The following is a 21,712-nucleotide window of genomic DNA, read 5'->3' as shown; positions in this document are numbered from 1 at the left end:
TCAGCCGCACCATGCGCACGTGTCGCTCGAACAGCGTCACGCCGAGCAGGGATTCGAGCTGGCGGATCTGATGGCTGATCGCGGTCGGGGTGACCGACAGCTCCGCGGCGGCCAGGCGAAAACTTTGATGCCGCGCCGCGGCTTCGAACGCGCGTAACGCCGACAGCGGCGGCAACTGCCGACGTTGCTGCGCTAAAGATGAATTCAGTTCATTCATAGGGCGAGAAAACATCGTTTGTCGGGCTGCAGGAGGCTGCCTAGCATGCGTTCTTCGTCGCACAACAACAAATAGATCTCACTCGTGAGAAAGGGCCGCCGATGACCACCTTGCTGCAACTCGATGCCAGCGCCCGCGCTGGACGCTCGGATCTTCACACCTACGGTTCGCATACCCGCCGGCTCACCAGCCGCTTCATCGAGCGCTGGCAGGCCGCGGAGCCAGGGCGTGTGCTGTATCGGGATATAGGGCAATCGCCACCTGCACCGGTAGATGGTGACTGGATCCATGCCGCTTTTACGCCGCCACGGACCCGCGCACCGTGGATGCAGCAACGGCTGGCCGAGAGCGATGCCTTGATCGATGAATTGCTGGCCGCCGAGGTGATTGTGGCAGGCGTGCCGATGTACAACTTCGGTGTGCCCAGCGGTTTCAAGGCTTATATCGACAATATCGTGCGGGTCGGGCGCACCTTTGGGTTTGATCGTGAGCGTCAGGGCGAGCCCTATTGGCCGCTGTTGGCAGGACAAGGGCGCACCTTGATCTTGCTGGGTTCGCGGGGTGATTACGGCTATGACCCGGGCGAACGCATCGCGGTGATGAACCATGTCGAATCCTCGGTCCGCACAGCCTTCGCTTACATCGGGATCGACGATGTGCGCTCGCTGGCGGTGGAGTACGACGAGTTCGGCGGCGAGCGACTGGCGCAGTCATTGCAAAAAACCGAACACGCGCTGGACCAACTGGTGAGCCAGTTGTTGGCCGAGCGCGTGCGTGTGCTGGCTACGGCTTGAACGGCGGCAGCTTGCCCGGCACCGCGGCGTTTTTTAGCTGCACGTACTTGGGCAAGCCATCCTTGCCATAGGGCAACGGGGCTTCGCCCTGGATCAATGGAGCGAGATAGCGGCGCGCTGCGGCGGTAATGCCAAAGCCGTCGCGGGTGATGAAGTTGCGCGGCATTTTCTTTTCGTGATTGGCGACCTTGCTCAGTGGCGCAGGCTCGATTTTCCAGCGATAAGGCACGTCCGAGGTACGCACGATGACCGGCATCACCGCATTCATATCCGCCAGGGCGTATTGCACGGCGGCTTTACCGACGGCGTAGGCCTGCTCGGCATCGGTTTTGGAGGCCAGATGACGGGCTGAGCGCTGCAAGTAATCGGGCAGCGCCCAGTGGTATTTGTAGCCGAGCTTGTCTTTCACCAGCGCGGCCAGCACCGGCGCCACACCACCCAGCTGGCTGTGGCCAAACGCGTCGCGGGTGCCGGCTTCGGCGAGAAACTGGCCGGCGGCATTGCGAATGCCTTCGGAGGCGACCACGGTGCACCAGCCGACGCGCTCCACCGTGGCCTTGACCTTGGCCAGGAAGGCGGCTTCGTCGAAGACGTTTTCGGGAAACAGGATCAGATGGGGCGGGGCATCGGCATGATCGCCTGCCAGTCCGGCCGCGGCGGCGATCCAGCCGGCATGGCGGCCCATCACTTCCAGGATGAACACCTTGGTCGAAGTGTCGGCCATCGAGGCGACATCCAGGCTGGCCTCCAGGGTGGAGACGGCGGTGTACTTGGCGACTGAGCCGAAGCCGGGGCAGCAGTCGGTCACGGCCAAGTCGTTATCCACCGTTTTCGGCACGCCGATGCAGCGGATGTCGTAGCCCATGGCTTTACCCAGCTGCGAGATCTTCAGCGCGGTGTCGGCCGAGTCGTTGCCGCCGTTATAGAGAAACCAGCGGATATCGTGCGCGCGCAGCACCTCGATCAGCCGCTCGTATTCGGCACGATGGGTTTCCAGCGATTTCAGCTTGTAGCGGCAAGAGCCGAACGCGCCGCCGGGGGTGTGGCGCAGCGCGGCGATAGCGGCTTTGGATTCTTTCGAGGTATCGATCAGCTCTTCACGCAGTGCGCCGAGAATGCCGTTGCGCGCGGCGTAAACCTTGACGCCATGGGCGCGGGCGGTGTCGATGACCCCGGCAGCGGTGGCGTTGATCACGGCGGTAACGCCGCCAGACTGGGCATACAGCAGGCGCCCGCTGGTGGGCTTGGTATTTGACTTCATCACATTCTCCATACGGCGGACGACCCAATGTGACAACCCGTCATCGTCCATGGATCGCTTGTACAACAGTGACTTGGCGGTGAGTGAGTGATGGGGCGGTTTGACGGCACCCCCCACAGAAGCTAATTTGAGCAGCCTATTTGACGGAATCTGGCGGATCGCCGCAGTGTGCGGTAGAACGCGGATCTTGTGGAGTTATATGCGACTCGTCCTACTCGGCGCGCCCGGCTCGGGCAAAGGTACCCAGGCTGAAAGGCTTAAGACGGAACTCGGCGTGCCGCATATCTCGACCGGCGACATGTTGCGCGCGGCAGTGAAGGCAGGAACACCCCAGGGCATCAAGGCCAAGGCGGTGATGGATGCCGGCAAGCTGGTATCCGACGACATTCTGCTGGGCATGCTGGAAGAGCGCCTCGCCCAGCCCGATGCCAAGAACGGTTTCATCCTGGACGGTTATCCGCGCAACTTGGTGCAGGCCGACGCGCTCGATCATTTGCTGACCAAGCTCGGCCAGCCGTTGGATGCGGTGATCAAGCTCAAGGTGCCCAGCGAGGTGATTCTTGGCCGCTGCGAGATCCGCTTCAAGGCGCAGGGCCGTGCCGACGATAATCCCGAAACCGTGCGCGATCGCCTGGTGATCTACGCCGAGCAGACGGCGCCGGTGGCGGAGTTCTACGCCAAGCGCGGCAAACTGCAAATCGTCGATGGCGTGGGTGAGCTCGAAGAGGTCACGGCGCGGGTCAAGCGCGCGCTCGAAAACGAGTCAGCCGCCGCGAACGGTTGAGCCACAAGGGCCGCCACCGTGCGGCCCTTGCTTCTTTAGGGCGGCGTCACCACGCAAGCCCGCAGTGGGTTGAATAGGGCCATCATGCGTCTGCATATCCTCGGCATCTGCGGCACCTTTATGGGCGGCGTTGCTGCGCTCGCGCGCGAACTCGGTGAGGTGGTGGAAGGCTCCGATGCCAATGTCTATCCGCCGATGAGCAGCCAGCTCGAAGCGCTCGGTATCGAGTTGAAACAAGGCTATCGCGCCGAGCACCTGCAACCGGCACCGGATGTGGTGGTCGTCGGCAACGCGATGGTGCGCGGCAACCCGGCGGTCGAGTACATGCTCGATCACCAGCTGCGCTATATCTCGGGCCCGCAATGGCTGGGCGAGACGCTGCTGGCGGATCGTGAAGTGCTGGCAGTGGCCGGCACGCATGGCAAGACCACTACCACCAGCCTGCTCGCTCATCTATTAGAAAGTGCGGGACTGGCGCCCGGTTTTCTGATTGGCGGCGTACCCGGGAATTTTGCTGTGTCGGCCCGGTTAGGGCAGGGCAAGCCTTTCGTCATCGAAGCGGATGAGTACGACACCGCCTTTTTCGACAAGCGTTCGAAGTTTGTGCACTACCGGCCGCGCATCGCGATTCTCAATAATCTCGAATACGACCACGCCGATATCTTTCCCGATGTGGCCGCGATCCAGCGCCAGTTTCATCATCTGGTGCGCACCGTGCCGGGCAACGGACGCTTAATCGTCAACGCGCACGATGCGTATTTGGCCGAGGTGTTGGCCATGGGGTGCTGGACGCCAGTGGAAACGTTTGGCATCGGCAAGGGCGATTGGCGGGCAACTTTGCTTGAGGCCGATGGTTCTGCTTTCAGTGTGCATCGCGGTGACGAGCTGATCGGCGAAGTGCACTGGCCGTTGCTTGGCCATCACAGCGTGATGAATGCGCTGGCGGCATTGGCTGCCGCTACAGCGGCGGGTGCCGATCCGCGTGCCTTGCTGCCGGCCTTCGCCGGGTTCGAAAGCGTCAAACGCCGCATGGAGGTGATCGGCGAGGTCAACGGCGTACGCGTCTACGACGATTTCGCGCATCACCCTACCGCCATCGCCACCACCCTGGCTGGTTTGCGCGCCAAGGTGGGCAAGGCACGCATCCTGGTGGCGCTGGAGCCGCGTTCGAACTCCATGCGTCTGGGGGCGCACGCTGAGGCATTGGCCCCGTCTTTGGCCGATGCCGATGCGGTGATTTTCCTGCATCGGCCCGAGTTGCCCTGGGATGCCGGGCGCGTCACTGAGGCGTTGGCTGGGCGTGGTGGCACGGCGCCGAGCGTCGATGCATTGATTGCCGCGTTACGCGATCAAGCGCGGGAGGGGGATCACGTGGTGTTTATGTCCAACGGCGGCTTTGAAGGCGCGCCACGACGCTTTGTCGAAGCACTGCGCGCATAACCTTCAAAAACCTTCCGGCCTCGGCAGGCTTACTGCCGAGATCAGGCCACTGGCGCATCGAAACATGGTCGGCGGCGCTGGTACTCGCGCTGTGCGGCGAACCACACGCTGATGCCAAAGCTGAGCGCGATGATGAGCATCAGTCCGCCGCCGAAGACATACCCCAGCGCACCGATCAGCCAGTAGCCGCCCCAGTAGGTCGCCATCGTGCCAAAGATCACCACCACGTTGACCAGCCCGCGTCCGAAGCTGCCCTCCGGGCCGATCAAGTGCACTGCCAGCGCGACCAGGCTTGCCGCGGTGGTGACGATGATGGTGGTCGTCAGCATTTGTACTGGCTCTGCCGCATGCACCAAGACGATGCCGAGCAAGGTATAGGCCACGGCGGTCAACACACTGACAGGCACCAGGATCAACAGCGCATCGGCAAGCGTCTTCTGGTACTGCGCCTGGGTTGTTGGTGCCAACGTCAGATACAGATCGGCGAGGTTGGGGCGCATGCGCTGCATACCGCGGCCGAGCTGCGGAAAGCGCGTGAGTGCCAGCATCGTGGCGTAGGCGCCGACCACGGCGGCATTGAAATGCTGGCGGTGGATCGCCGCGAAGAAGTAAATCGTGACGAAGCAGGCGACCAGCGCCAGCCGCAGTGCGATCGCCAAGGGGTTGTCGTGCGGAAGCAGCAGCCGGCGAATCAAGGTAAGTCGTTGCGCGCTGCCAGGCCGTTGCCGATAGCTGTGCAGCGCCTGGTCCAGCGCCCATTGCGAGGTGTGGTCGAACAAGCTGCCAATGCGCTTGTTGAATGCGCTGCGTGGTAGCCGTGGGGCGCCGCCGGTATCGTTGGTGCGGCCCAGGTTCATGCTCTCCAGCGGCGATGCTTCCGTTTCGCGATCATCGATGCGCAGCAAGGGGCGTAGCGATATATGCAGGATCAAGATCGCGATAAGCAGCAATAAGGGTGCCGTCAGTGGCGAGTTCAGTGCGGCGTACCAAGCCTGTGCGGCGAGTTGCGGCATCCAGCCCGCGCCAATGAAGAGCAGCCAGATAAGTAGCCCGGCCCGGCGGCCGCAACCGATTGCCAGGCCCAGCGCGGCGGCGCACAGCAGCGCTGCTGCAATCAACCACGCAGGGGGTAAGCCGAGCAGGCTGCTGATGCACGCCGGCAGCAACACCCATTGGGTCAGATTGATCGCCGCCGCGCAGGCGAGGCGGCGGGTAAAGTACGGCATCAAAAAACTTTCAGGACGACATAGCTCGCGCAATATCTGACCCTGGCCGACGTGCCAGAACCAGGAGCCGAAAGCGATCATCCCCACGGCGAGGGCGCTGAGCTTGACCTGGTGGCTGGCGGCGAAGCAGAACGTCACCATGGCGCCCAGCCAGATCAAGCTGACCAGCACCGCCAGCACGGGTACTTTTTTCCACGGCTGTAACCACAGTTGCCAGACCGCTTTCATGCGAGTTCCACGAACAGATCTTCGAGTGTCGGTGTCTCGATGCGCAGGCTGGCGTTGGATTGCGCGGCCAGGGCCTGCAGGTTTTGCATGTCGGGGTTCTCGATCAACAGTTGCAGATCGCCGCCTTTGATATTGGCTTTCAACAGGCCCGCCACGGCCGGAGCCTGCACCCAGCCCTCCGCGCGACTGAGCACAATCAGCCGCATGCATTCGCGCAGTTCGGCCAGCGGCCGGGTGAACTGGATGCGGCCATCGCGGAGCAGGGCGATATCCGCCTCGGCGCGTTCGAGGTCGGCCGTGATGTGGGTGGAGAAGATCACCGTCTTGCCCGGTTGCCGCATCAGCTCCAGCAACTCGGCCATGAACGCGCGCCGGGCTTGGGGGTCAAGACTGGCCACTGGCTCGTCGAGCACCAGCAGATCGGGTTGTGGCGCGATGGCGCGCACGATAGCCAGCTTTTGTCGCTGGCCTTGCGAGAGCTGGCCGATTTTCTGTCGTGGATCGAGCTGCCAGCTATCCAGCAGGCGAGTGGTCAGCGGGTGATCCCAATGGGTATAAAACGCTGCGGTGAAATCGAGGTAGGCGCGTACCTTCATCCACGGAAACAGATCGAAACTCTGCGGCACAAAACCGATGCGGTGCATGCGCTCGCCAGCGGGCTCGATCATCGGCTCGCCGAATAACTCGATCTTGCCGCCATCGATCGGCGACAGGCCGAGCAGGCAGCGCAACAGCGTGGTTTTGCCGGCGCCGTTGCGGCCAAGCAGGCCGATCACCCGGCCGGCCGGCACAGTCCAGTCGATCGCGCGCAACACCTGACGCTTTTCGAACGACTTGCGCAGTGCCGCGACCCGTAGCACCGGTGCCTCGTCTGCCAGTGGCAGGGCATTCGGTTTGGCGATAGCAATCGGCCATTCGGCAGGCGTGGACATCCGTGGTAGCTCCGCTGAAAACCAGGGGGAATGTGAGGCTGTTGTATGCGGAAGTCCAGTGCAAAGCGTCACCAGGGCGAATCACCTGGCGGGTGACGTTCGCTACACTGGCGCTCATGGCTGCCCAACCACCCCTTACCGAGATACCGCTGTTCCCGCTGTCCACCGTGTTGTATCCGGGCGCGCCGCTGCAGTTGCGTATTTTCGAACCACGTTATCTGGACATGGTGCGCGAGTGCGCGCGCGCGGATAGCCCGTTCGGTGTTTGCCTGATTTTGCAGGGGCAGGAGGTCGGTACACCGGCGACGTCGGCTGCGGTCGGCACGCTGGCGCGCATCACCGACTTCAATCACGGTGCCGATGGATTGCTGGGCATTGCTATCGAGGGCGGCGGTCGCTTTCGGGTTGCCCATACGCGGGTGCGTTCGGATGGGCTGATACGCGGCGAGGTGGAGCTGTGGCCCGACGAGCCGGCGGCACCGGTGCCGGTCGAGTTTCTGCTGCTGCAAACTATCGGTGAGCGCTTGGTCGAAACGATGGCGCCGCATTGGCAGCGCGCATGCTGGAGTTGACCGATGCCGTGGCTCGCCTGGGCGAGTTGCGTGACATTCTGCCGCGATTTCAAAAAGACTGAGCTGCCATGCCGCCGCACCGGGTTTGAGTGCGGTTTCCGAAAGCGTGCATGTCTGCACGACTGTTCGTGCATGGCGTGCACTCCTACACTGTGATCTTTCCGAAAGAGGCAACTCCTTATGAGCGGTTTGGCTGGCAAGACCTTGTTCATTACCGGTGCTTCACGTGGCATCGGATTGGCGATTGCGCTGCGTGCCGCGCGCGATGGCGCGAATATCGTCGTGGCGGCTAAAAGCGACGTGTCCAATCCCAAGCTGCCGGGCACCATTTACACCGCGGCGGAACAGATCGAAGCGGCGGGCGGTAAGGCCTTGGCGGTGAAATGCGACATCCGTGAAGAGGATGAGGTGCGTGCCGCCGTGGCCGCAGCGGTAGCGACTTTTGGCGGTATCGATATTCTGGTCAATAACGCGAGTGCGATCTGGCTTGCCGGTGCCCTGGACACGCCGATGAAGCGCTTCGACCTGATGCAGCAAGTCAATGCCCGCGGCAGTTTTCTTTGTGCCCAGGTATGCCTGCCGCATTTATTGAAAGCAGCGAACCCGCACATCCTGACCCTGGCGCCGCCGCCCAGCCTGAATCCCAAATGGTGGGCTTCACATACCGGGTACACATTGGCCAAGATGGGCATGAGCTTTGTCACGCTGGGTCTGGCCGGTGAGTTTGGTCCGCAAGGCGTGGCGGTCAATGCGCTGTGGCCGCGCACCATCATCGCGACCGATGCGTTGAATATGATTCCCGGCATTGCCATCGAGCGTTGCCGCACACCGCTGATCATGGCTGACGCCGCACACGCCGTACTGACGCGCTCGGCGGTGGGGTTTGCCGGGCACTTCTTGATCGACGACGAGGTATTGCGCGAGAGCGGGGTGACCGATTTCTCGCCGTACGCGGTCGATCCGTCGCAATCGTTGTTACCTGATTTGTTTTTGGATTGATTCGATATGAAATACCTGCACAGCATGATTCGTGTCCGCGACGTCGACGCCAGCCTGCGTTTTTTCTGCGAGGGACTGGGCCTGCGCGAGATGCGTCGAATGGAAAACCAAGCGGGCAAGTTCACCCTGATTTTCCTCGCCGCGCCGGGGTCGCCCGAGGCCGAAGTCGAGCTGACTTATAACTGGGGCTCCGAAGAGGATTACGGCAGCGCGCGTAACTTCGGCCATCTGGCTTTCCAGGTCGATGACATTTATGCCACCTGTGCGCGCATGCAGGCGATGGGTTACACCATCAGCCGTCCGCCACGCGACGGTCACATGGCCTTTGTACGCTCCCCGGACCTGATCTCGGTTGAGTTGCTGCAGCACGGACACTTGCCGCCGCAGGAGCCATGGGCATCGATGCCGAATACCGGCGTCTGGTAAGCCGATAAGGTTGTTTTTCTGGGTGGCTTTAGGCGGGCCGGGCTCGGTTGCAAAGACACCCGAGTCGGCTCGGATCGCAGGATTTCGCGAGTCGTTCCCGCTTGAACTTTCGTCACTATCCAGGCGTTAACAATGCGCAATTGTTAGTGCGATGGATGTATATTTAGTGACGCTCGTCACGTTTTCATAACGCGATTTGAGTCAGCCATCTAAGGGGGGTGGTTGCGCAGGCCATTGGAGGAAATGGCCGTCCCGTGTTGCATGCGGACATCGCCGCCCACCGTGAAGCAGCGACACAGCCAAGACGTACCCATGAACTTATGATTCAGGGGAGGCAGCAATGACTCCGATCAATGCAGGACCCAGGTACTGTGTCGCAGGGTTTGGCCAGCCGACTGAGCATGAGCGCGGCGGGCTGATGAATGCCGGGTGGACCGCATGCGCGATGGATGCGGAGGGTGCGAACGGCCTGGGAAAACGCCAGGGCGATATCGTGGTAGCGCTGGCAGATCTGCGTTGTGGCGATACGCATCGGGTCCAGGCCATCGTGAAATGGATGGCCGAACATCCGCATCTCCTATGGCTGACGGTGCTGTCGCCTGAGATCTCGACGCAGACCCCGCAAGTGGCGTGCATTGTGCAGGCGAGCATGGACTGCTTTACCGTGCCTTTTGAGTTGCAACGGTTGATCGATACGCTGAGGCGGATCGGTGGCGATCATCAGCCGATGATCGCCACGCGCCCCGAAAACATCGGTATCGACGGCAGCAGTGAGGCCATCCACGCCGTCGTGGCCAGCGTGCGTAAGTACGCGCCGGTGGACCTGCCCGTGTTGATCACTGGCGAAACAGGTACCGGCAAAGAGGTTGCCGCCCGTGCGCTGCATGGGCTTTCGCCGCGTGCCGCGCGCCCGTTCACCGCAATCAACTGCGGTGCCTTGCCGCCGAACCTGGTGCAGTCCGAGTTGTTTGGTCACGAGCGCGGCGCGTTTACCGGTGCCAACGGGCGCCGTATCGGCCATTTCGAGGCGGCGGCCGGCGGCACGGTATTTCTCGACGAGATAGGTGATCTGCCATTGGATGCACAGACCAGCCTGCTGCGCTTTCTGCAAGAAGGCACCTTGGAGCGAGTCGGCAGCAGCCAAATGATCAAGCTCGATGTGCGGGTGCTCTCGGCGACTCACGTCGACCTGGAGAAAGCCGTAGAGCAAGGCCGCTTTCGTGAAGATCTGTATTACCGACTCAATGTGCTGCGCTTGCGGATGCCGGCGCTGCGCGAGCGGGAAAGCGACGTGGAATTGCTGGCACAGAATTTTCTCGATGCCTTCCGCGAGCATCACCATACCCACGCATGCTCGTTTAGTCGTACGGCACGCCAGGCGATGCGCAACTTCAGCTGGCCCGGCAATATCCGTGAGCTACTCAATCGGGTGCAGCGAGCCGCGGTGGTCGCCGAAAATGCCTTGATCAGTGCGGCCGATCTGGATCTGGCCGAGACGCCGCTGTACCCCTCGATGCGCTTCAGCCTGGGCAGCACGCGGGTGACCGCTGAGCGCGATGCCGTCATGGCCTGCCTGCGCGAAACCCGTTTCAATGTCAGTGAATGTGCGCGCCGCCTACATGTTTCGCGGGTCACCATTTATCGGCTTTGCAAAAAGCATCAGCTGGCGCTGGAGCATATGCGCTGATGGCGCCAGCTGCGATGCCGGGGTGTTTGCGAGAGGCTGAACGACCGCGCGATAAAACGCAGGCCTTAGAAAATATAGGGCACTTTGAAAGTCAGCATGAAGTTCGGCGCATCCGGGGTCAGGCCGATGCCCAGCGTGGTCACCAGGGTGGTGTGCTGGCTCAGGGCATAGGTCACACCCAGGTTGAAGCTGCCGGCATTGGCATCGCTGCCGATGATTTTTGTCCACGGCATGCCATGCTCTTGCAGTGATGCCTTGCCATTGACCTTGTCGCTAAAGGACAGGCTCAGGCTAGTGCGCTCATTGAAAGCGAAGGCCACGCCGGCGCCGAAGTAGTACGCATCGCCAAGCTTCACGCGACCGGGGGTTTTGGTGGCCGGGTCGGTATCGATGTCGGGGAAGCTGCGTGCAAAGGAGTGAATGTAGCCAAGGTTGGCAAAGATGATGGCTGGATCCATGGTCTTGACCGCCGACACGCCCAGGTTGGTCTGCCATAAGCCGTTACCGGTGGGTTGTTTGACGGGCACCGAAAAACGCCCATCGGCGGTATTGCCGCTGCTGCCGCCGGGCGCGACCCAGCTGATACCGTAAGGCGCGCGTCCGGTAGGGGCGATTACGCCGAAGGTGAGTACGGTGTCGGGCCGGCTTTCGGTTTCAGTGAACAATTTATAGTTGGCGCTGAGGGTGATGTCGCCCAGGCCGGCGCCGGTCGTCGACTCTTCGGCGATCACCGCCGCCGCGCCACCCGCGCCGCCTTGGAAGTATGAGGTCTTGCGGCCCAGGTAAGGCACTTCGAGGTTAAGCGTCAGGCGCGGGCTGACGCCGTAGCGCGCGGCAAACGTATAGGTCAGGGTGTTGGATTTCACATCTTGCAATGCGATGTTGCCGAGGAAGATCGCATCCAGCGCAAGAAAGCCGTTCAAGGTCAGTTGCCTGCGGTCGTACCAGGCATAACTGACGCCGTTTTCGATCGTCAGCTTGCGATCGAAAACGGCGTGATCCTGTTGCAAGGCGTCTTGCAGGCTGCGCGATTGCGGGGCTTGCTCGGCTTTGCTGGCATCGGCCTGACTGCCGGCCTGGTTGCTATCGGCGGCGGTAACGGTGGTACTGGCTCCGGGCGCTGCCACAAGGGCGGGCGCGGTGTTGTCTCCCGTCTTGCCGGTTAAGCGCGCTTGCAGCGCTTGAACCTGCATATCCAGTTCGCGTAGCCGGCGCACCTCTTGCGCGTAACTGGCTTTAAGCGTCTGCAGCTCAGTGGAGAGCGTTTGCATATCGGCCTGATCCTGTTTGTTGGGCGGGCCGTCAGAACTGGGGTCATTGGACGCATGAGGGTTGACCATCGTTTGTTGGGCGATGGCGGTCATCGGAAATGCACCGATCAATGCATATGCCACGGCGGTGGCCAGAAGCTTGGTGTGCATGGTGAGGTTCCCCTGTGATTTGATTCGTGTGCTGGCGATACCTGGGTCATTCGCTTGGGTGGCGAAATCTCAGCGACCATTGACTCCGTGTGTGAGGTTGATGGCCTGGGCCACGTTTTGCGCAAGCTGGGTATTGCTGGTGACGGCTTGGCGGATCAGTTCGATCTGCAATTGATTGCTGACCATCTGGTTGTCAGAGGTGAGTGCGATACTTTGTCCAAGATGGCCATTGCCGATCCATTGCTCGACGGCACCTTGGCCCTGGATGGTCAGCACGACATTGGCTGCGTTGTCGGCATAGCTTGCCGTGGCGGTGGCGCCACCTTTACTGATGGTGGCGACGGTGTTTGCGATGGTCGATCCGTTATTGGAGACGGGTGGCGTGCCTCCGTTCTGCACATTCAACCGCGTCGTATTGCTGGCGAGGTTGCCGTCCCCGGCGACCTGCACGCTTTGCACGACACCACCGACATTGGCCAAGCCACTGCTGTTGATGCTGCGGCTGGGGCCATCGATAGGCAGGGTGCTGGGCGGCAGCGGCGCATGGATGCTGGTGATGGTGACGTTAGGCTGAAAAGTGACTTGCGGCTGGCCGTTGCTGAAATCCATATTCAACGAAAGAGTGCTTTGCAGTAGCTGATCGGCCGAGGTTTGCCAGGTCGAAATCATGCTTACGCCAAACCACGCTACGTTTTCTGGACCCAGGGTGTAACGGCCGCGCATGGTGCTTAGTTCAAGATTGGATATTTCATGCAAGCCATGACCGACCGTGGCGTGATCGGCGGCGATCGCTGGCGCGCACAGTGGCGTGAATGCGATGACGAGCATCGCCAGTGAGAGTGTGTGATGTCTGGTCGCTGCGCTGTTCATCGCTGCGCGTCCTGGTCAATGCGTGGACTCGAAGAAATCGAGTTTGTTGGGAGGCTTGCCTACAAGGCATCGCCTCAACGATTCACACTAGAAAAAATCGGCATGGGTAAAACCAAAATCGAGCAGTTCAGCGTCGGTAATTGGCCCCTGGCGCGCGAACAGCGCCCTTGCGCTGGGCTTGGTCACGGGTTGCAGCAGCACGGTGTTGCGATCGAAGTCGCTGCCGATTACCACAAATACCGCGTGCGAGCTCCAGCCCTTCATGAAGTTGGTCAGGCTCATGCTGCGATTGCCCAGCATGGGGTCGGCGATCTCGACCGTCTCGTGATGGATTTGCTTGAGCACCACGAAGTGGCGAAAACCGTTGACATCCATCAACACCAGGCCTGGCACGCGCAAGCTGCGAAGCCGGTCTTCGTCGACACGATAGCCGCGCCCGCGCAGGCCGATGGATTCCACATAACGTTTGATGTCGAGCAGCGAGAACCCACGCTGCTTGACTAAGGCCGGGTCGGCGACCCCCATCATCCCCTGGATGACGGTGTTCTCGTCGACGTCGAGGTGATAGGCATAGCGCAGAATGGTGGCGAGAGCTGCAGCGCCGCAGCTGTAGTCGGTATGTTGACGCACCATGTTGCGATAGCGCTGCTCTTGCATGCTTTGCAGGTGACTGACGTACAAGCTTCCGTTCGGTAGTACTCCGCTGAAGCTCACGTCACCGGCGCTGGCGCCATGCAGGCACGAGATATAAAGCATGCATGCACCACACAGACTTAGAAGCCGCCGTGTGCCGGTCGTCGCGATGCGTTTCATGTGAGATCCCCCCTAGCGAGGAAGACCCTCGGCCCGCAGGGGACGGGCCGAGGGTTTCCAGAGGTACCTCAGTCACCAGATGACTGAGTTACCGCCCTCGTTGCCGCCACATGGCGGCTTGATCGTGCGTGACTCTTACTGCGATGCCGTGGCGACGGCCATCGACATGCTGTTCGCCTGCAGGTTGCCGGTACCCGACGCGATATTCACGCCGACGTTGCCTTGTGCGTTGGCAAAGGCGTTGCCGCTCATGGTCGCGCTGTTGGTCGTCTGCGCATACGAGTACGTCACTGTCTCGGTCAGACCGTGGCGGGTGAATTGCCACAGGTCGGTGTAGCCCAACTCAACCGGGTCGTTATGCACCGTGTTGTCATGCGACGACTGATTGGTCGTAGCGGTGGCGGTGGAGTACACGCTATTGGTCGCGCTCGAGGCGGACAACGAATTTTGCTGCTCGTTGTTGTCGCCGCTAGCGACGTTGACACCGACATTGCCCTTGGCATTTTCAAACGCATTGTCACCGATGCTGGCCGAGTCCACGGTACCGTGGTTATGGATGACATTGTCCTGACCGCTCTGGCGAGCGAAGGATTCTGCATCAGCCATGCCGCCGGCTTGCGGGTCACCGCGGCCGCAACGACCGTTGCAGTCGGAGTTGTTGCCCTGGTCGCCACCACTGCCGCCAAAGGCAAAGCTGGCATCGGTCGCCGCGATGGCGCCGGCGTTGTTCTGTGCGTTGTTGTCGCCGGCGGCGATGTTGGCACCCAGGTTGCCCTGCGAACTCTGTCCGGCGTTGCCGCTGATCGCGGCGGTGTTGGTTACGTCGTGGTTGTGAGTATCGTTGTCGTGAATCGATTGAGTACCATCGACCAGGGCGACGCCGACTGCGTTCACTCGGATATTGGCGTCAATATCCATATCTGCCTTGATGTTGGTTCTGGAATGCAACGAGACCTTTTTATTGATCTCTACCGAGGTGTTGTGTTCGCCATCGCGTGCATACGCCATCGAGGTACTGAACAGGGTAGCTACGGCCAGGGCGATCATGGTCCGCTTCAGATTCGCGTTCATGGTATGTCCTCACTTGTTTCAACAGCCGATTGTGTTTAACGCGAAGGTGGTGCTGTGAGCTGCAGAAGATTGCTCGTGGCGTTGCCCGACCCCGCGATCTGATTGAGTTGCAACACGCCTTGAAAGCCGAGCAGGGCAGACGATTCCACCGCGACGTTGCGCGTGCCGGCCGATTGCTGTGTGGCGTTCTTGACGGGATGCCCCCCTGCCGACGCAGAGACAGCGGCTGACAAGCTGCCGTCCGTTGCCTCGCGTATGCCCTGGTTGGCCAACGTCGCGGTGATGACATTGAGCTCGGCATTACCGTTGCCGCTGGCCTGATTGATCGAGGCGAGCCCATGCCCGCCTGCGTAAGCTGCGCCGCCGATACTGGCTGAGGCGACACTGGGTGAGTCATCGCTGTTATGGCGCTGTTGCTGCAGCACGTGAACGATGGTTTGCGCATGCTCGCCCGTGGCGATAGCAGTTAGGTTGGCCTGCATATTCAAGTCACCTGCCGCGATGTTTACCGCGCTGGCTCCCTGGATATGCTGGAAGGCGTTGCCGTCGATGCGGGTATTGAGATAGCTCAGCATGGCGGTGTAATCGTCTGCTGCACGGACGTCGGCACCTGCTGCGCTAAGCACCATGGCCAGCAGCCCGGACAAATACGCGTTTCGAGTGAGAGATTTCATCGGCCGTCACCTCAGTGACCGACAGACGGTTGGCCCAGCATGGGGAACTGCGCCAGCGCGCCGCTGATTTGATCGCCCACGCCACGGGTGGTGCCGCTGATCGCGCCCATCGGGCCGCCCATCATGTTGCTGATGCCTTGGCCGCTGAGCACGCCTTGGTTGCCGGCACCGATACCCAGGGTACGGTTCAGCACCATGCCTACATTGGCTGGATGGTTGCTGCTGGTTGACCCGGCACCCATGCTTGAATAGTCGGCGTCAGACAGTTCACCGGTGCCCAGTGTTTGATCGATTTGCCCACGCGGTGACGGGTCGACGACCGAGGCCATGCCGGGCGGCGCCTGGCGATAAGCGATCCGCGGCGCGACATTACGCTGTAGCACGATGGTGCCCGGCGGTGCCTGCACGGTTTCGTAGACGTTATTGCCTGCTTGCGCCGACACATCCATGGTGCAGACGGCAATCAAGCACGCGAAAGCAGCCGTCGCCCAGGGGCGGCACGCTAATAGCCTGCACGTGTTTCGCATGGTGATTCCCCCATTTCCTCTTCAAGCACAGTTATGGCAATCACCGTGCCAACACGCAAAAATGGCTTTGCATGGCGCTTGCGCCGCTAGCCCGGGGTAAGCACGCGGTCTTGTTTCTGGCGCAAGCGTTACAGCCGGCTCGCCGGCTTACGATTATTGGCACGAGACATATGGCGCAACGGGGCGCTTGGCTGATGGTGTAACCGTGTCGATACAGTGTGTCGGTCTGTTACAGGGGGCTTCGATGCAAAAGCCTCGATGTCGTGCAAAGCGGGGCGTCAGGTTTTACGATGCATGCCCGCGTCGCGCCCAACCGGCGACGAATTCCCCGCCATCTTTTGGCATCGCCGCCTGGCTTTGCCTGGAGCAAGACATGCATTCGCAAGACCACCCTGCCCAGTCGTCTATCGACCAACCGCTGATCGATCTTGGCAAGCGTTACTGGCTGCCGATTTATCGTCCGCGTGAATTGGTGCTCGATCACGGCAAGGGCGCGCGGGTGTGGGATACACAGGGGCGTGACTATATCGACTTTGGCGCAGGTATCGCGGTCAATGCACTTGGTCATCAAGATCCGGACCTGCTGGCCGCGCTGACTGCCCAGGCGCACAAGCTGTGGCATGCCAGCAATGTGTTTTATACCGAGCCGCCGTTGCGACTGGCCGAAGAGCTGGTTGCCGCCTCTGGTTTTGCCGAGCGGGTATTTCTGTGCAACTCCGGCAGTGAAGCCAACGAGGCGACCATCAAGCTGGTGCGCAAATGGGCGGCATCGAAGGGGCGTGGAGCCGAGCAACGGGTCATCGTCACCTTCCGCGGCTCCTTCCACGGGCGCACCCTGGCCGCCGTCACCGCCACCGCACAGCCCAAATATCAGGAAGGCTACGAGCCCTTGCCCAGTGGTTTCCGCTATCTGGATTTCAACGACGAGGCTGCGTTAGAGGCGGCTTTTGCTCACGGCGATGTGGCTGCCGTGATGTTGGAGCCGGTGCAGGGCGAGGGTGGTGTGTTGCCGGCGGCGCCAGGTTTCCTCAAGCGGGTGCGTGAGCTCTGCGATGCGCACGATGCGTTGCTGGTGCTGGACGAAATTCAATGTGGCATGGGCCGCACCGGCACCTTGTTCGCCTATGTGCAGGATGGGGTGATCCCGGACATCGTCACCTTGGCCAAGGCACTCGGTTGCGGTTTTCCCATTGGGGCGATGTTGGCCGGCCCGAAGGTCGCCGAGGTGATGCAGTTCGGCGCACACGGCACCACCTTTGGCGGCAACCCGATGGCGGCGGCGGTGGCTCGGGTCGCTTTGTCCAAGTTGTCCTCGCCTGAGTTGCTGGCCAATGTCGCCAAACAGGCGCAAGTGCTGCGCGAAGGCTTGGCGGCGCTGGATGCCGAGTTGGGCTTGTTTTCTGAGGTGCGCGGCCGTGGCTTGATGCTGGGCGCGGTTCTGGCTGAGGCTCACAAGGGCAAGGCAGGGATGATTCTGGAGCACGCTGCCGCGCACGGCTTGCTGGTACTGCAGGCTGGGCCGGATGTGCTTCGCTTTGTGCCGGCGCTGAATATCAGCGATGCGGATGTGGCCGAAGGTTTGCATCGCCTGCGGGCTGCGCTGACGGCGTTTGTCGCCGGTTGATCCCCAAGCGGCGGCTGATGATCTGAGGTTTTATCGCTCGATCGCCGGGTCGAGCGATGTACCGCAGCCACGGCAGTAGTGAGCGTCGAGGGCGTGTTCACCCAGGCCGCAGGCGTGGCAGGTAACCATCTGTGTCGCGCGCATGCTGGTGGCCAGCTCGGCGGCGAAGATGCCGGTAGGTATGGCGATGATGCTGTAGCCGACCAGCATGATGATCGAGGTCAGCATCTGGCCAACCACGGTATGCGGGGTGATATCGCCAAAGCCTACCGTGGTCATGGTCACGATGGCCCAGTACATCGAGCGCGGAATACTGCTGAAGCCGTTTTGCGGACCTTCGATCAGATACATCAAGGCGCCGAAGATCAGCACCAGGGTAAGAATCGTGCTGAGGAAGATGAGAATCTTGCGCCGGCTGCGCAACAGCGCCGTCCACAGCATGTTGGCTTCGCCGACATAGCGGGTCATCTTGAGAATGCGAAAAATCCGCAAGATGCGCAGTGCGCGAATCACCACCAGATACTGGCTGCCGATAAAGAACAGCGTGAGATAGCTCGGCAACACGGCCAGCAGATCGACGACGCCGAAGAAACTGCGCAGATAGCGCCAGGGCCGATTGACCACGGCAATACGCAGGATCAACTCCAGCGTAAAAGTGACGGTGAAAACCCACTCCAACACATAAAACAGCGGGGCCAGCATGCTGTGCAGGCTGGCGACCGAGTCGAGCACCGAGACCATCACGCTCGACAGGATCGCCACGATCAACACCACATCGAACAATCGCCCCGGTGCGTCATCGTGATTGAAGATGATGTGAAACCAGCGGGCGCGCCAGGCGGCACCCGCTGCCGGATGAAAGATCGAAGGAGGCGTCGCTCCGCTCATGCCGGTATCAATCAGCCCGCACGCAGAGAGCGCAGCACATCGCGCGAGGCTTGCAGGGTCAAGGCGATATCGTCGTCGCTATGAGCGCTGGACATAAAACCTGCTTCGAATGCCGATGGCGCCAGGTAGACGCCTCGTTGCAACATGCCATGGAAGTAGCGGTTGAACAACTTGGTGTCGGCCTGGGTGGCTTGGGTGTAGCTGGTGACTTTCTCGCCGCTGAAGAACAGGCCGAACATGCCGCCGATACGGTTGGTGCTGAACGCGACACCCTCACCATCGGCTACGGCTTGCAGCCCATCGGTAAGCAACCGGGTACGCGAGGCGAGTTGGTCGTAAAAGCCCGGCGCCTGGATCAATTCCAGCATCGCCAGGCCGGCCGCCATCGCGACCGGATTACCCGACAGCGTACCGGCCTGATAGATGGGGCCGGCGGGGGCGATCTGTTCCATCAGGTCACGCCGGCCACCGTAAGCACCCACCGGCATACCGCCACCGATGATCTTGCCGAAGGTGGTCAAATCGGGCGTCACTCCGTAATGTGCTTGCGCACCGCCCAGGGCGACACGGAACCCCGTCATCACTTCATCAAAGATCAGCAGTGCGCCGTGCTGTGTGCACAAGGCACGTAGCGCTGGCAGATAACCTTCGTTCGGCAGGATGCAGTTCATATTGCCGGCGACGGGTTCGATGATCAGTCCGGCAATATCGGCGCCATGCTCGGCAAACAAGCTTTTAGCCGCATCCAGGTCGTTATAGGGCAGGGTGAGGGTGAGGTCAGCATTGGCTTTCGGTACGCCGGGCGAGGTGGGTACGCCAAAGGTCAGCGCGCCGGAGCCAGCCTTGACCAGAAAGCTATCGCCATGACCGTGGTAGCAACCCTCGAACTTCACGATCTTGTTGCGACCGGTCGCGCCACGGGCCAGGCGGATGGCCGACATGGTCGCCTCGGTGCCGGAATTGACCATGCGCACCATATCTATCGAGGGAATCAGCCGGGTAATCGTCTCGGCCATGGTCACTTCGGCGGCGCAGGGCGTACCGAACGAGAGGCCATGCTTGACCGCGCGCTCCACTGCCTCGCGCACGTGCGGATGGTTATGGCCGACAATCATCGGCCCCCATGAGCCGACATAGTCGACATAGCGCTTGTCTTCGACATCCCACAGGTAGGCGCCATCGGCCCGCGCTGTGAAGAATGGCTCACCGCCCACTGATTTGAACGCGCGCACCGGTGAGTTGACGCCGCCAGGCATCGATTGTTGGGCGCGCTGAAAAAGTTCGTGGTTACTGCTCATCGGGGGTTCCATGAATATGAAGAGACAAATGGGTCAATTGGCGACGGGATAGAGGTCGGTGAAGCGCTGAGCGGTGGCGCGGACCTCAGCAGCGCCAAAAACGGCTGAGATGACCGCGAGGTAGTCAGCGCCAGCTTCTACCAGCGATGCGCCATTGTCCGGCGTGATGCCGCCAATCGCCACTCGCGGCAGGCCCAGCGCGGCGCTCTGTCGCAGCACATCCAGCGACGCGCGCGGGGCGTGCGGCTTGGTCGGCGAAGGGAAGAAAGCGCCAAACGCGAGGTAATCGGCGCCTGCGGTGGCCAGCTCTCGCGCCCGATCCAGCGAGTTGTAGCAAGACACGCCGATAATGGCATCGGGGCCGAGTGTGGCCCTGGCGGCAGCGAGTTCTCCGTCGCTGGCCCCTAGGTGGACGCCGGCGGCGCCGATAGCGTGGGCCAGCGCGATATCGTCGTTCACGATCATCGGCACGCCGTGCACGGCGCAGAGATCCTTCAGCGCTACGGCTTCACGCTGGCGGCGCGATGTATCTACGCTTTTGTCGCGGTATTGCAGCAGTTTGGCGCCTCCGGCTAGCGCCTGGGCCACCTTATCGAGCAGGTCATCGCGGGGGCCGTCAGTAATGAGGTAGAGGCCAGGGCAGCGCAGTAGAGCGGACGTCATGAGGGTTCCTGGGATAGGTGATGTGCCGCGGGGGAGTGATCGCGGCGCTTTCGCTTCGCAAGGCGAATTGCCAGAATGCACTATTCCGTCCTGTTCAAGCAGCCCGCCAATGAGTCAGAGTTCTACCGAAACCAAAGCCCTGAGCAAGTGGATGTGTGTCGTCTGCGGCTTTATCTATAACGAAGCCGAAGGCTTGCCGGACGAGGGCATTGAGCCCGGTACGCGCTGGGCCGACGTGCCTGACGCCTGGACGTGCCCCGACTGCGGTGCGACCAAAGATGATTTCGAAATGATCGAGATCGACTAACCCTCCCTGGATTTGCCCGTTTTTTGCCCGGAATCGGCCTGCTGCGTCAGCGTGTTGACCGAGCGACCTGCTGTGATGCAGCTGCGCTTCCTCTTGAAGCGCTTGCAGCGGAGCGAAACATGCAGCAGTTCATCCCTTTTGAAGATGATTGGGACGCCTTGGAGACACTGCGTCCCGAATCACTCATCCCTTTCCGCATCGGCCTGCCTTGCACGCACGATATGGCGGACGCAGGCCGGTCAGTGCACCGCGCCGAGGGCACCCTCGATCTTCAACTCGTCACCAGCTCGCACACCAATGCGACCGGCCGTGCCCGCAGCTAGCTCTAATACATAACGAGCGGGTTTATCGCTGGGGTAGGTCGCGCACGGGTCTGCCTTGCACGGCAAGGCGTTCAATTGCATGGATACCAGCTTGCGATCGGCATCAAAGAAGAGGATGTCCAGCGGAATGAGCGTGTTCTTCATCCAGAACGAGCGTTGATCGGTGTCTGCAAAGACAAAAAGCATGCTGTGATCAGCGGCGAGCTCGGTGCGCATCATCAAGCCGCGTTCGCGACTGGCGTCGTCGGTGGCAAACTCCGCTGAAAAACGCTGACCGTGCAGCTGCACACTAGATGATGCTTCATGGGGTGCTGCAAAGGCGCAGCCTGCAAGTAGCCATAGGGCTGGCGTGAGCAATCGTTTCATCATGGATGGCGCATCTCTATAGATATGGAGGGCGCCCGGGAGTGTAGCTCTCTGTGGTGGACACATCTTTGCAATAAAATCGATTTACCCCCTTCCCAGCCGTGTCGCTGGAGGCTATGATTCACACCCCTTCGACGACACACCCTTCGCGAAGGACTTTCACCAGCAACTCCCGCAGAAAAAAAGATTCACGCAGGTGTTGACGGACTTAGAAAGCGATGTAGAATGGGCGGCTCACCTAGGACGAAACGTCTTAGGGCGAAAACCGGAAACGGTCTCGCAAGCGGAAGATCTTTGACAG

Annotated in this window: 22 protein-coding genes and 1 pseudogene; 9 read left to right on the top strand and 14 right to left on the bottom strand. The window is 61.1% G+C overall.

What is annotated here, in order from left to right; genetic code table 11:
- The coding region (locus OUZ52_RS17105; RefSeq protein WP_266159748.1) for a LysR family transcriptional regulator at positions 1-217 on the bottom strand (217 nt) is incomplete at its 3' end.
- A gap of 101 nt (positions 218-318) precedes the next feature.
- On the opposite strand from OUZ52_RS17105, the gene OUZ52_RS17100 reads away from it, so the two are divergent.
- Positions 319-1,011, top strand: a complete 693-nt coding sequence (locus OUZ52_RS17100) for an FMN-dependent NADH-azoreductase (RefSeq protein WP_266159747.1) — start codon at positions 319-321, stop codon at positions 1,009-1,011.
- On the opposite strand, the gene OUZ52_RS17095 is transcribed toward OUZ52_RS17100, so the two are convergent.
- A complete protein-coding gene (locus OUZ52_RS17095) occupies positions 1,001-2,272 on the bottom strand; it encodes a 6-phosphofructokinase (RefSeq protein WP_266159746.1) in 1,272 nt (423 codons plus the stop codon). The genes OUZ52_RS17100 and OUZ52_RS17095 overlap by 11 nt on opposite strands.
- 199 nt (positions 2,273-2,471) lie before the next feature.
- On the opposite strand from OUZ52_RS17095, the gene OUZ52_RS17090 reads away from it, so the two are divergent.
- Positions 2,472-3,056: an adenylate kinase gene (locus OUZ52_RS17090; RefSeq protein WP_266159745.1), complete on the top strand. Its 585-nt coding sequence runs from the start codon at positions 2,472-2,474 to the stop codon at positions 3,054-3,056.
- An 84-nt stretch (positions 3,057-3,140) separates the two neighbouring features.
- A complete protein-coding gene (mpl, locus tag OUZ52_RS17085) occupies positions 3,141-4,496 on the top strand; it encodes a UDP-N-acetylmuramate:L-alanyl-gamma-D-glutamyl-meso-diaminopimelate ligase (RefSeq protein ID WP_266159744.1) in 1,356 nt (451 codons plus the stop codon).
- Between the two features lie 41 nt (positions 4,497-4,537).
- On the opposite strand, the gene OUZ52_RS17080 is transcribed toward mpl, so the two are convergent.
- Together OUZ52_RS17080 and OUZ52_RS17075 are read right to left on the bottom strand one after the other, a co-directional pair.
- On the bottom strand, positions 4,538-5,950 hold the full coding sequence (locus OUZ52_RS17080) for a hypothetical protein (protein ID WP_266159743.1): 1,413 nt from the start codon (positions 5,948-5,950) through the stop codon (positions 4,538-4,540).
- Positions 5,947-6,882, bottom strand: a complete 936-nt coding sequence (locus OUZ52_RS17075) for an ABC transporter ATP-binding protein (protein ID WP_266159742.1) — start codon at positions 6,880-6,882, stop codon at positions 5,947-5,949. The genes OUZ52_RS17080 and OUZ52_RS17075 overlap by 4 nt, the downstream gene beginning before the upstream one ends.
- Before the next feature lie 116 nt (positions 6,883-6,998).
- Between OUZ52_RS17075 and OUZ52_RS17070 the strand changes: the two are divergent.
- The 4 genes and pseudogenes from OUZ52_RS17070 (at position 6,999) to OUZ52_RS17055 (ending at position 10,566) form a co-directional block, all read left to right on the top strand.
- A pseudogene (locus OUZ52_RS17070) lies at positions 6,999-7,516 on the top strand (LON peptidase substrate-binding domain-containing protein).
- 118 nt (positions 7,517-7,634) lie between these two features.
- A complete protein-coding gene (locus OUZ52_RS17065; protein WP_266159741.1) occupies positions 7,635-8,453 on the top strand; it encodes an SDR family oxidoreductase in 819 nt (272 codons plus the stop codon).
- Positions 8,454-8,459: 6 nt separating this feature from the next.
- Complete coding sequence (locus OUZ52_RS17060) at positions 8,460-8,879, top strand: VOC family protein (RefSeq protein ID WP_266159740.1); 420 nt, start codon at positions 8,460-8,462, stop codon at positions 8,877-8,879.
- A gap of 340 nt (positions 8,880-9,219) precedes the next feature.
- On the top strand, positions 9,220-10,566 hold the full coding sequence (locus tag OUZ52_RS17055) for a sigma-54 interaction domain-containing protein (RefSeq protein ID WP_266159739.1): 1,347 nt from the start codon (positions 9,220-9,222) through the stop codon (positions 10,564-10,566).
- A 65-nt stretch (positions 10,567-10,631) separates the two neighbouring features.
- Here OUZ52_RS17055 and OUZ52_RS17050 read toward each other — a convergent pair whose 3' ends face one another.
- The 6 genes from OUZ52_RS17050 to OUZ52_RS17025 all read right to left on the bottom strand — a co-directional run bounded on the left by OUZ52_RS17050 (position 10,632) and on the right by OUZ52_RS17025 (position 15,882).
- Positions 10,632-11,987 (bottom strand): transporter, encoded by a 1,356-nt coding sequence (locus OUZ52_RS17050; protein ID WP_425493872.1) that lies wholly within the window; start codon positions 11,985-11,987, stop codon positions 10,632-10,634.
- 69 nt (positions 11,988-12,056) lie between these two features.
- Complete coding sequence (locus OUZ52_RS17045) at positions 12,057-12,857, bottom strand: hypothetical protein (RefSeq protein WP_266159738.1); 801 nt, start codon at positions 12,855-12,857, stop codon at positions 12,057-12,059.
- Between the two features lie 87 nt (positions 12,858-12,944).
- Positions 12,945-13,613, bottom strand: a complete 669-nt coding sequence (locus OUZ52_RS17040) for a C39 family peptidase (RefSeq protein ID WP_266159751.1) — start codon at positions 13,611-13,613, stop codon at positions 12,945-12,947.
- A 192-nt stretch (positions 13,614-13,805) separates the two neighbouring features.
- The gene (locus OUZ52_RS17035; RefSeq protein WP_266159737.1) at positions 13,806-14,741 is read right to left on the bottom strand and encodes a hypothetical protein; all 936 of its coding nucleotides are present in this window, start codon (positions 14,739-14,741) and stop codon (positions 13,806-13,808) included.
- A 35-nt stretch (positions 14,742-14,776) separates the two neighbouring features.
- The gene (locus OUZ52_RS17030; protein WP_266159736.1) at positions 14,777-15,415 is read right to left on the bottom strand and encodes a hypothetical protein; all 639 of its coding nucleotides are present in this window, start codon (positions 15,413-15,415) and stop codon (positions 14,777-14,779) included.
- Between the two features lie 11 nt (positions 15,416-15,426).
- The gene (locus OUZ52_RS17025; protein ID WP_266159735.1) at positions 15,427-15,882 is read right to left on the bottom strand and encodes a hypothetical protein; all 456 of its coding nucleotides are present in this window, start codon (positions 15,880-15,882) and stop codon (positions 15,427-15,429) included.
- Positions 15,883-16,315: 433 nt separating this feature from the next.
- On the opposite strand from OUZ52_RS17025, the gene OUZ52_RS17020 reads away from it, so the two are divergent.
- Positions 16,316-17,566 (top strand): acetylornithine transaminase, encoded by a 1,251-nt coding sequence (locus tag OUZ52_RS17020; RefSeq protein ID WP_266159734.1) that lies wholly within the window; start codon positions 16,316-16,318, stop codon positions 17,564-17,566.
- Positions 17,567-17,596: 30 nt separating this feature from the next.
- Here OUZ52_RS17020 and OUZ52_RS17015 read toward each other — a convergent pair whose 3' ends face one another.
- From OUZ52_RS17015 to thiE, 3 genes are read right to left on the bottom strand one after another with little or no spacing between them, the layout of a single operon-like run.
- A complete protein-coding gene (locus tag OUZ52_RS17015) occupies positions 17,597-18,454 on the bottom strand; it encodes an ion transporter (protein WP_266159733.1) in 858 nt (285 codons plus the stop codon).
- An 11-nt stretch (positions 18,455-18,465) separates the two neighbouring features.
- Positions 18,466-19,752, bottom strand: a complete 1,287-nt coding sequence (gene hemL, locus OUZ52_RS17010) for a glutamate-1-semialdehyde 2,1-aminomutase (protein ID WP_266159732.1) — start codon at positions 19,750-19,752, stop codon at positions 18,466-18,468.
- 33 nt (positions 19,753-19,785) lie between these two features.
- A complete protein-coding gene (thiE, locus tag OUZ52_RS17005; RefSeq protein WP_266159731.1) occupies positions 19,786-20,415 on the bottom strand; it encodes a thiamine phosphate synthase in 630 nt (209 codons plus the stop codon).
- A 109-nt stretch (positions 20,416-20,524) separates the two neighbouring features.
- Here thiE and OUZ52_RS17000 point away from each other — a divergent pair, with 109 nt between their 5' ends.
- Positions 20,525-20,722, top strand: a complete 198-nt coding sequence (locus OUZ52_RS17000) for a rubredoxin (RefSeq protein WP_323135367.1) — start codon at positions 20,525-20,527, stop codon at positions 20,720-20,722.
- A 239-nt stretch (positions 20,723-20,961) separates the two neighbouring features.
- Here the strand turns inward: OUZ52_RS17000 and OUZ52_RS16995 are convergent, their stop codons facing one another.
- The gene (locus tag OUZ52_RS16995) at positions 20,962-21,414 is read right to left on the bottom strand and encodes a DUF192 domain-containing protein (protein WP_425493871.1); all 453 of its coding nucleotides are present in this window, start codon (positions 21,412-21,414) and stop codon (positions 20,962-20,964) included.
- Between the last annotated feature and the right edge of the window lie 298 nt (positions 21,415-21,712).

This window comes from Dyella silvatica (genome assembly GCF_026283955.1).
GTDB lineage: Bacteria > Pseudomonadota > Gammaproteobacteria > Xanthomonadales > Rhodanobacteraceae > Dyella_C > Dyella_C silvatica.
This window is presented reverse-complemented; position numbering and strand designations above follow the sequence as displayed.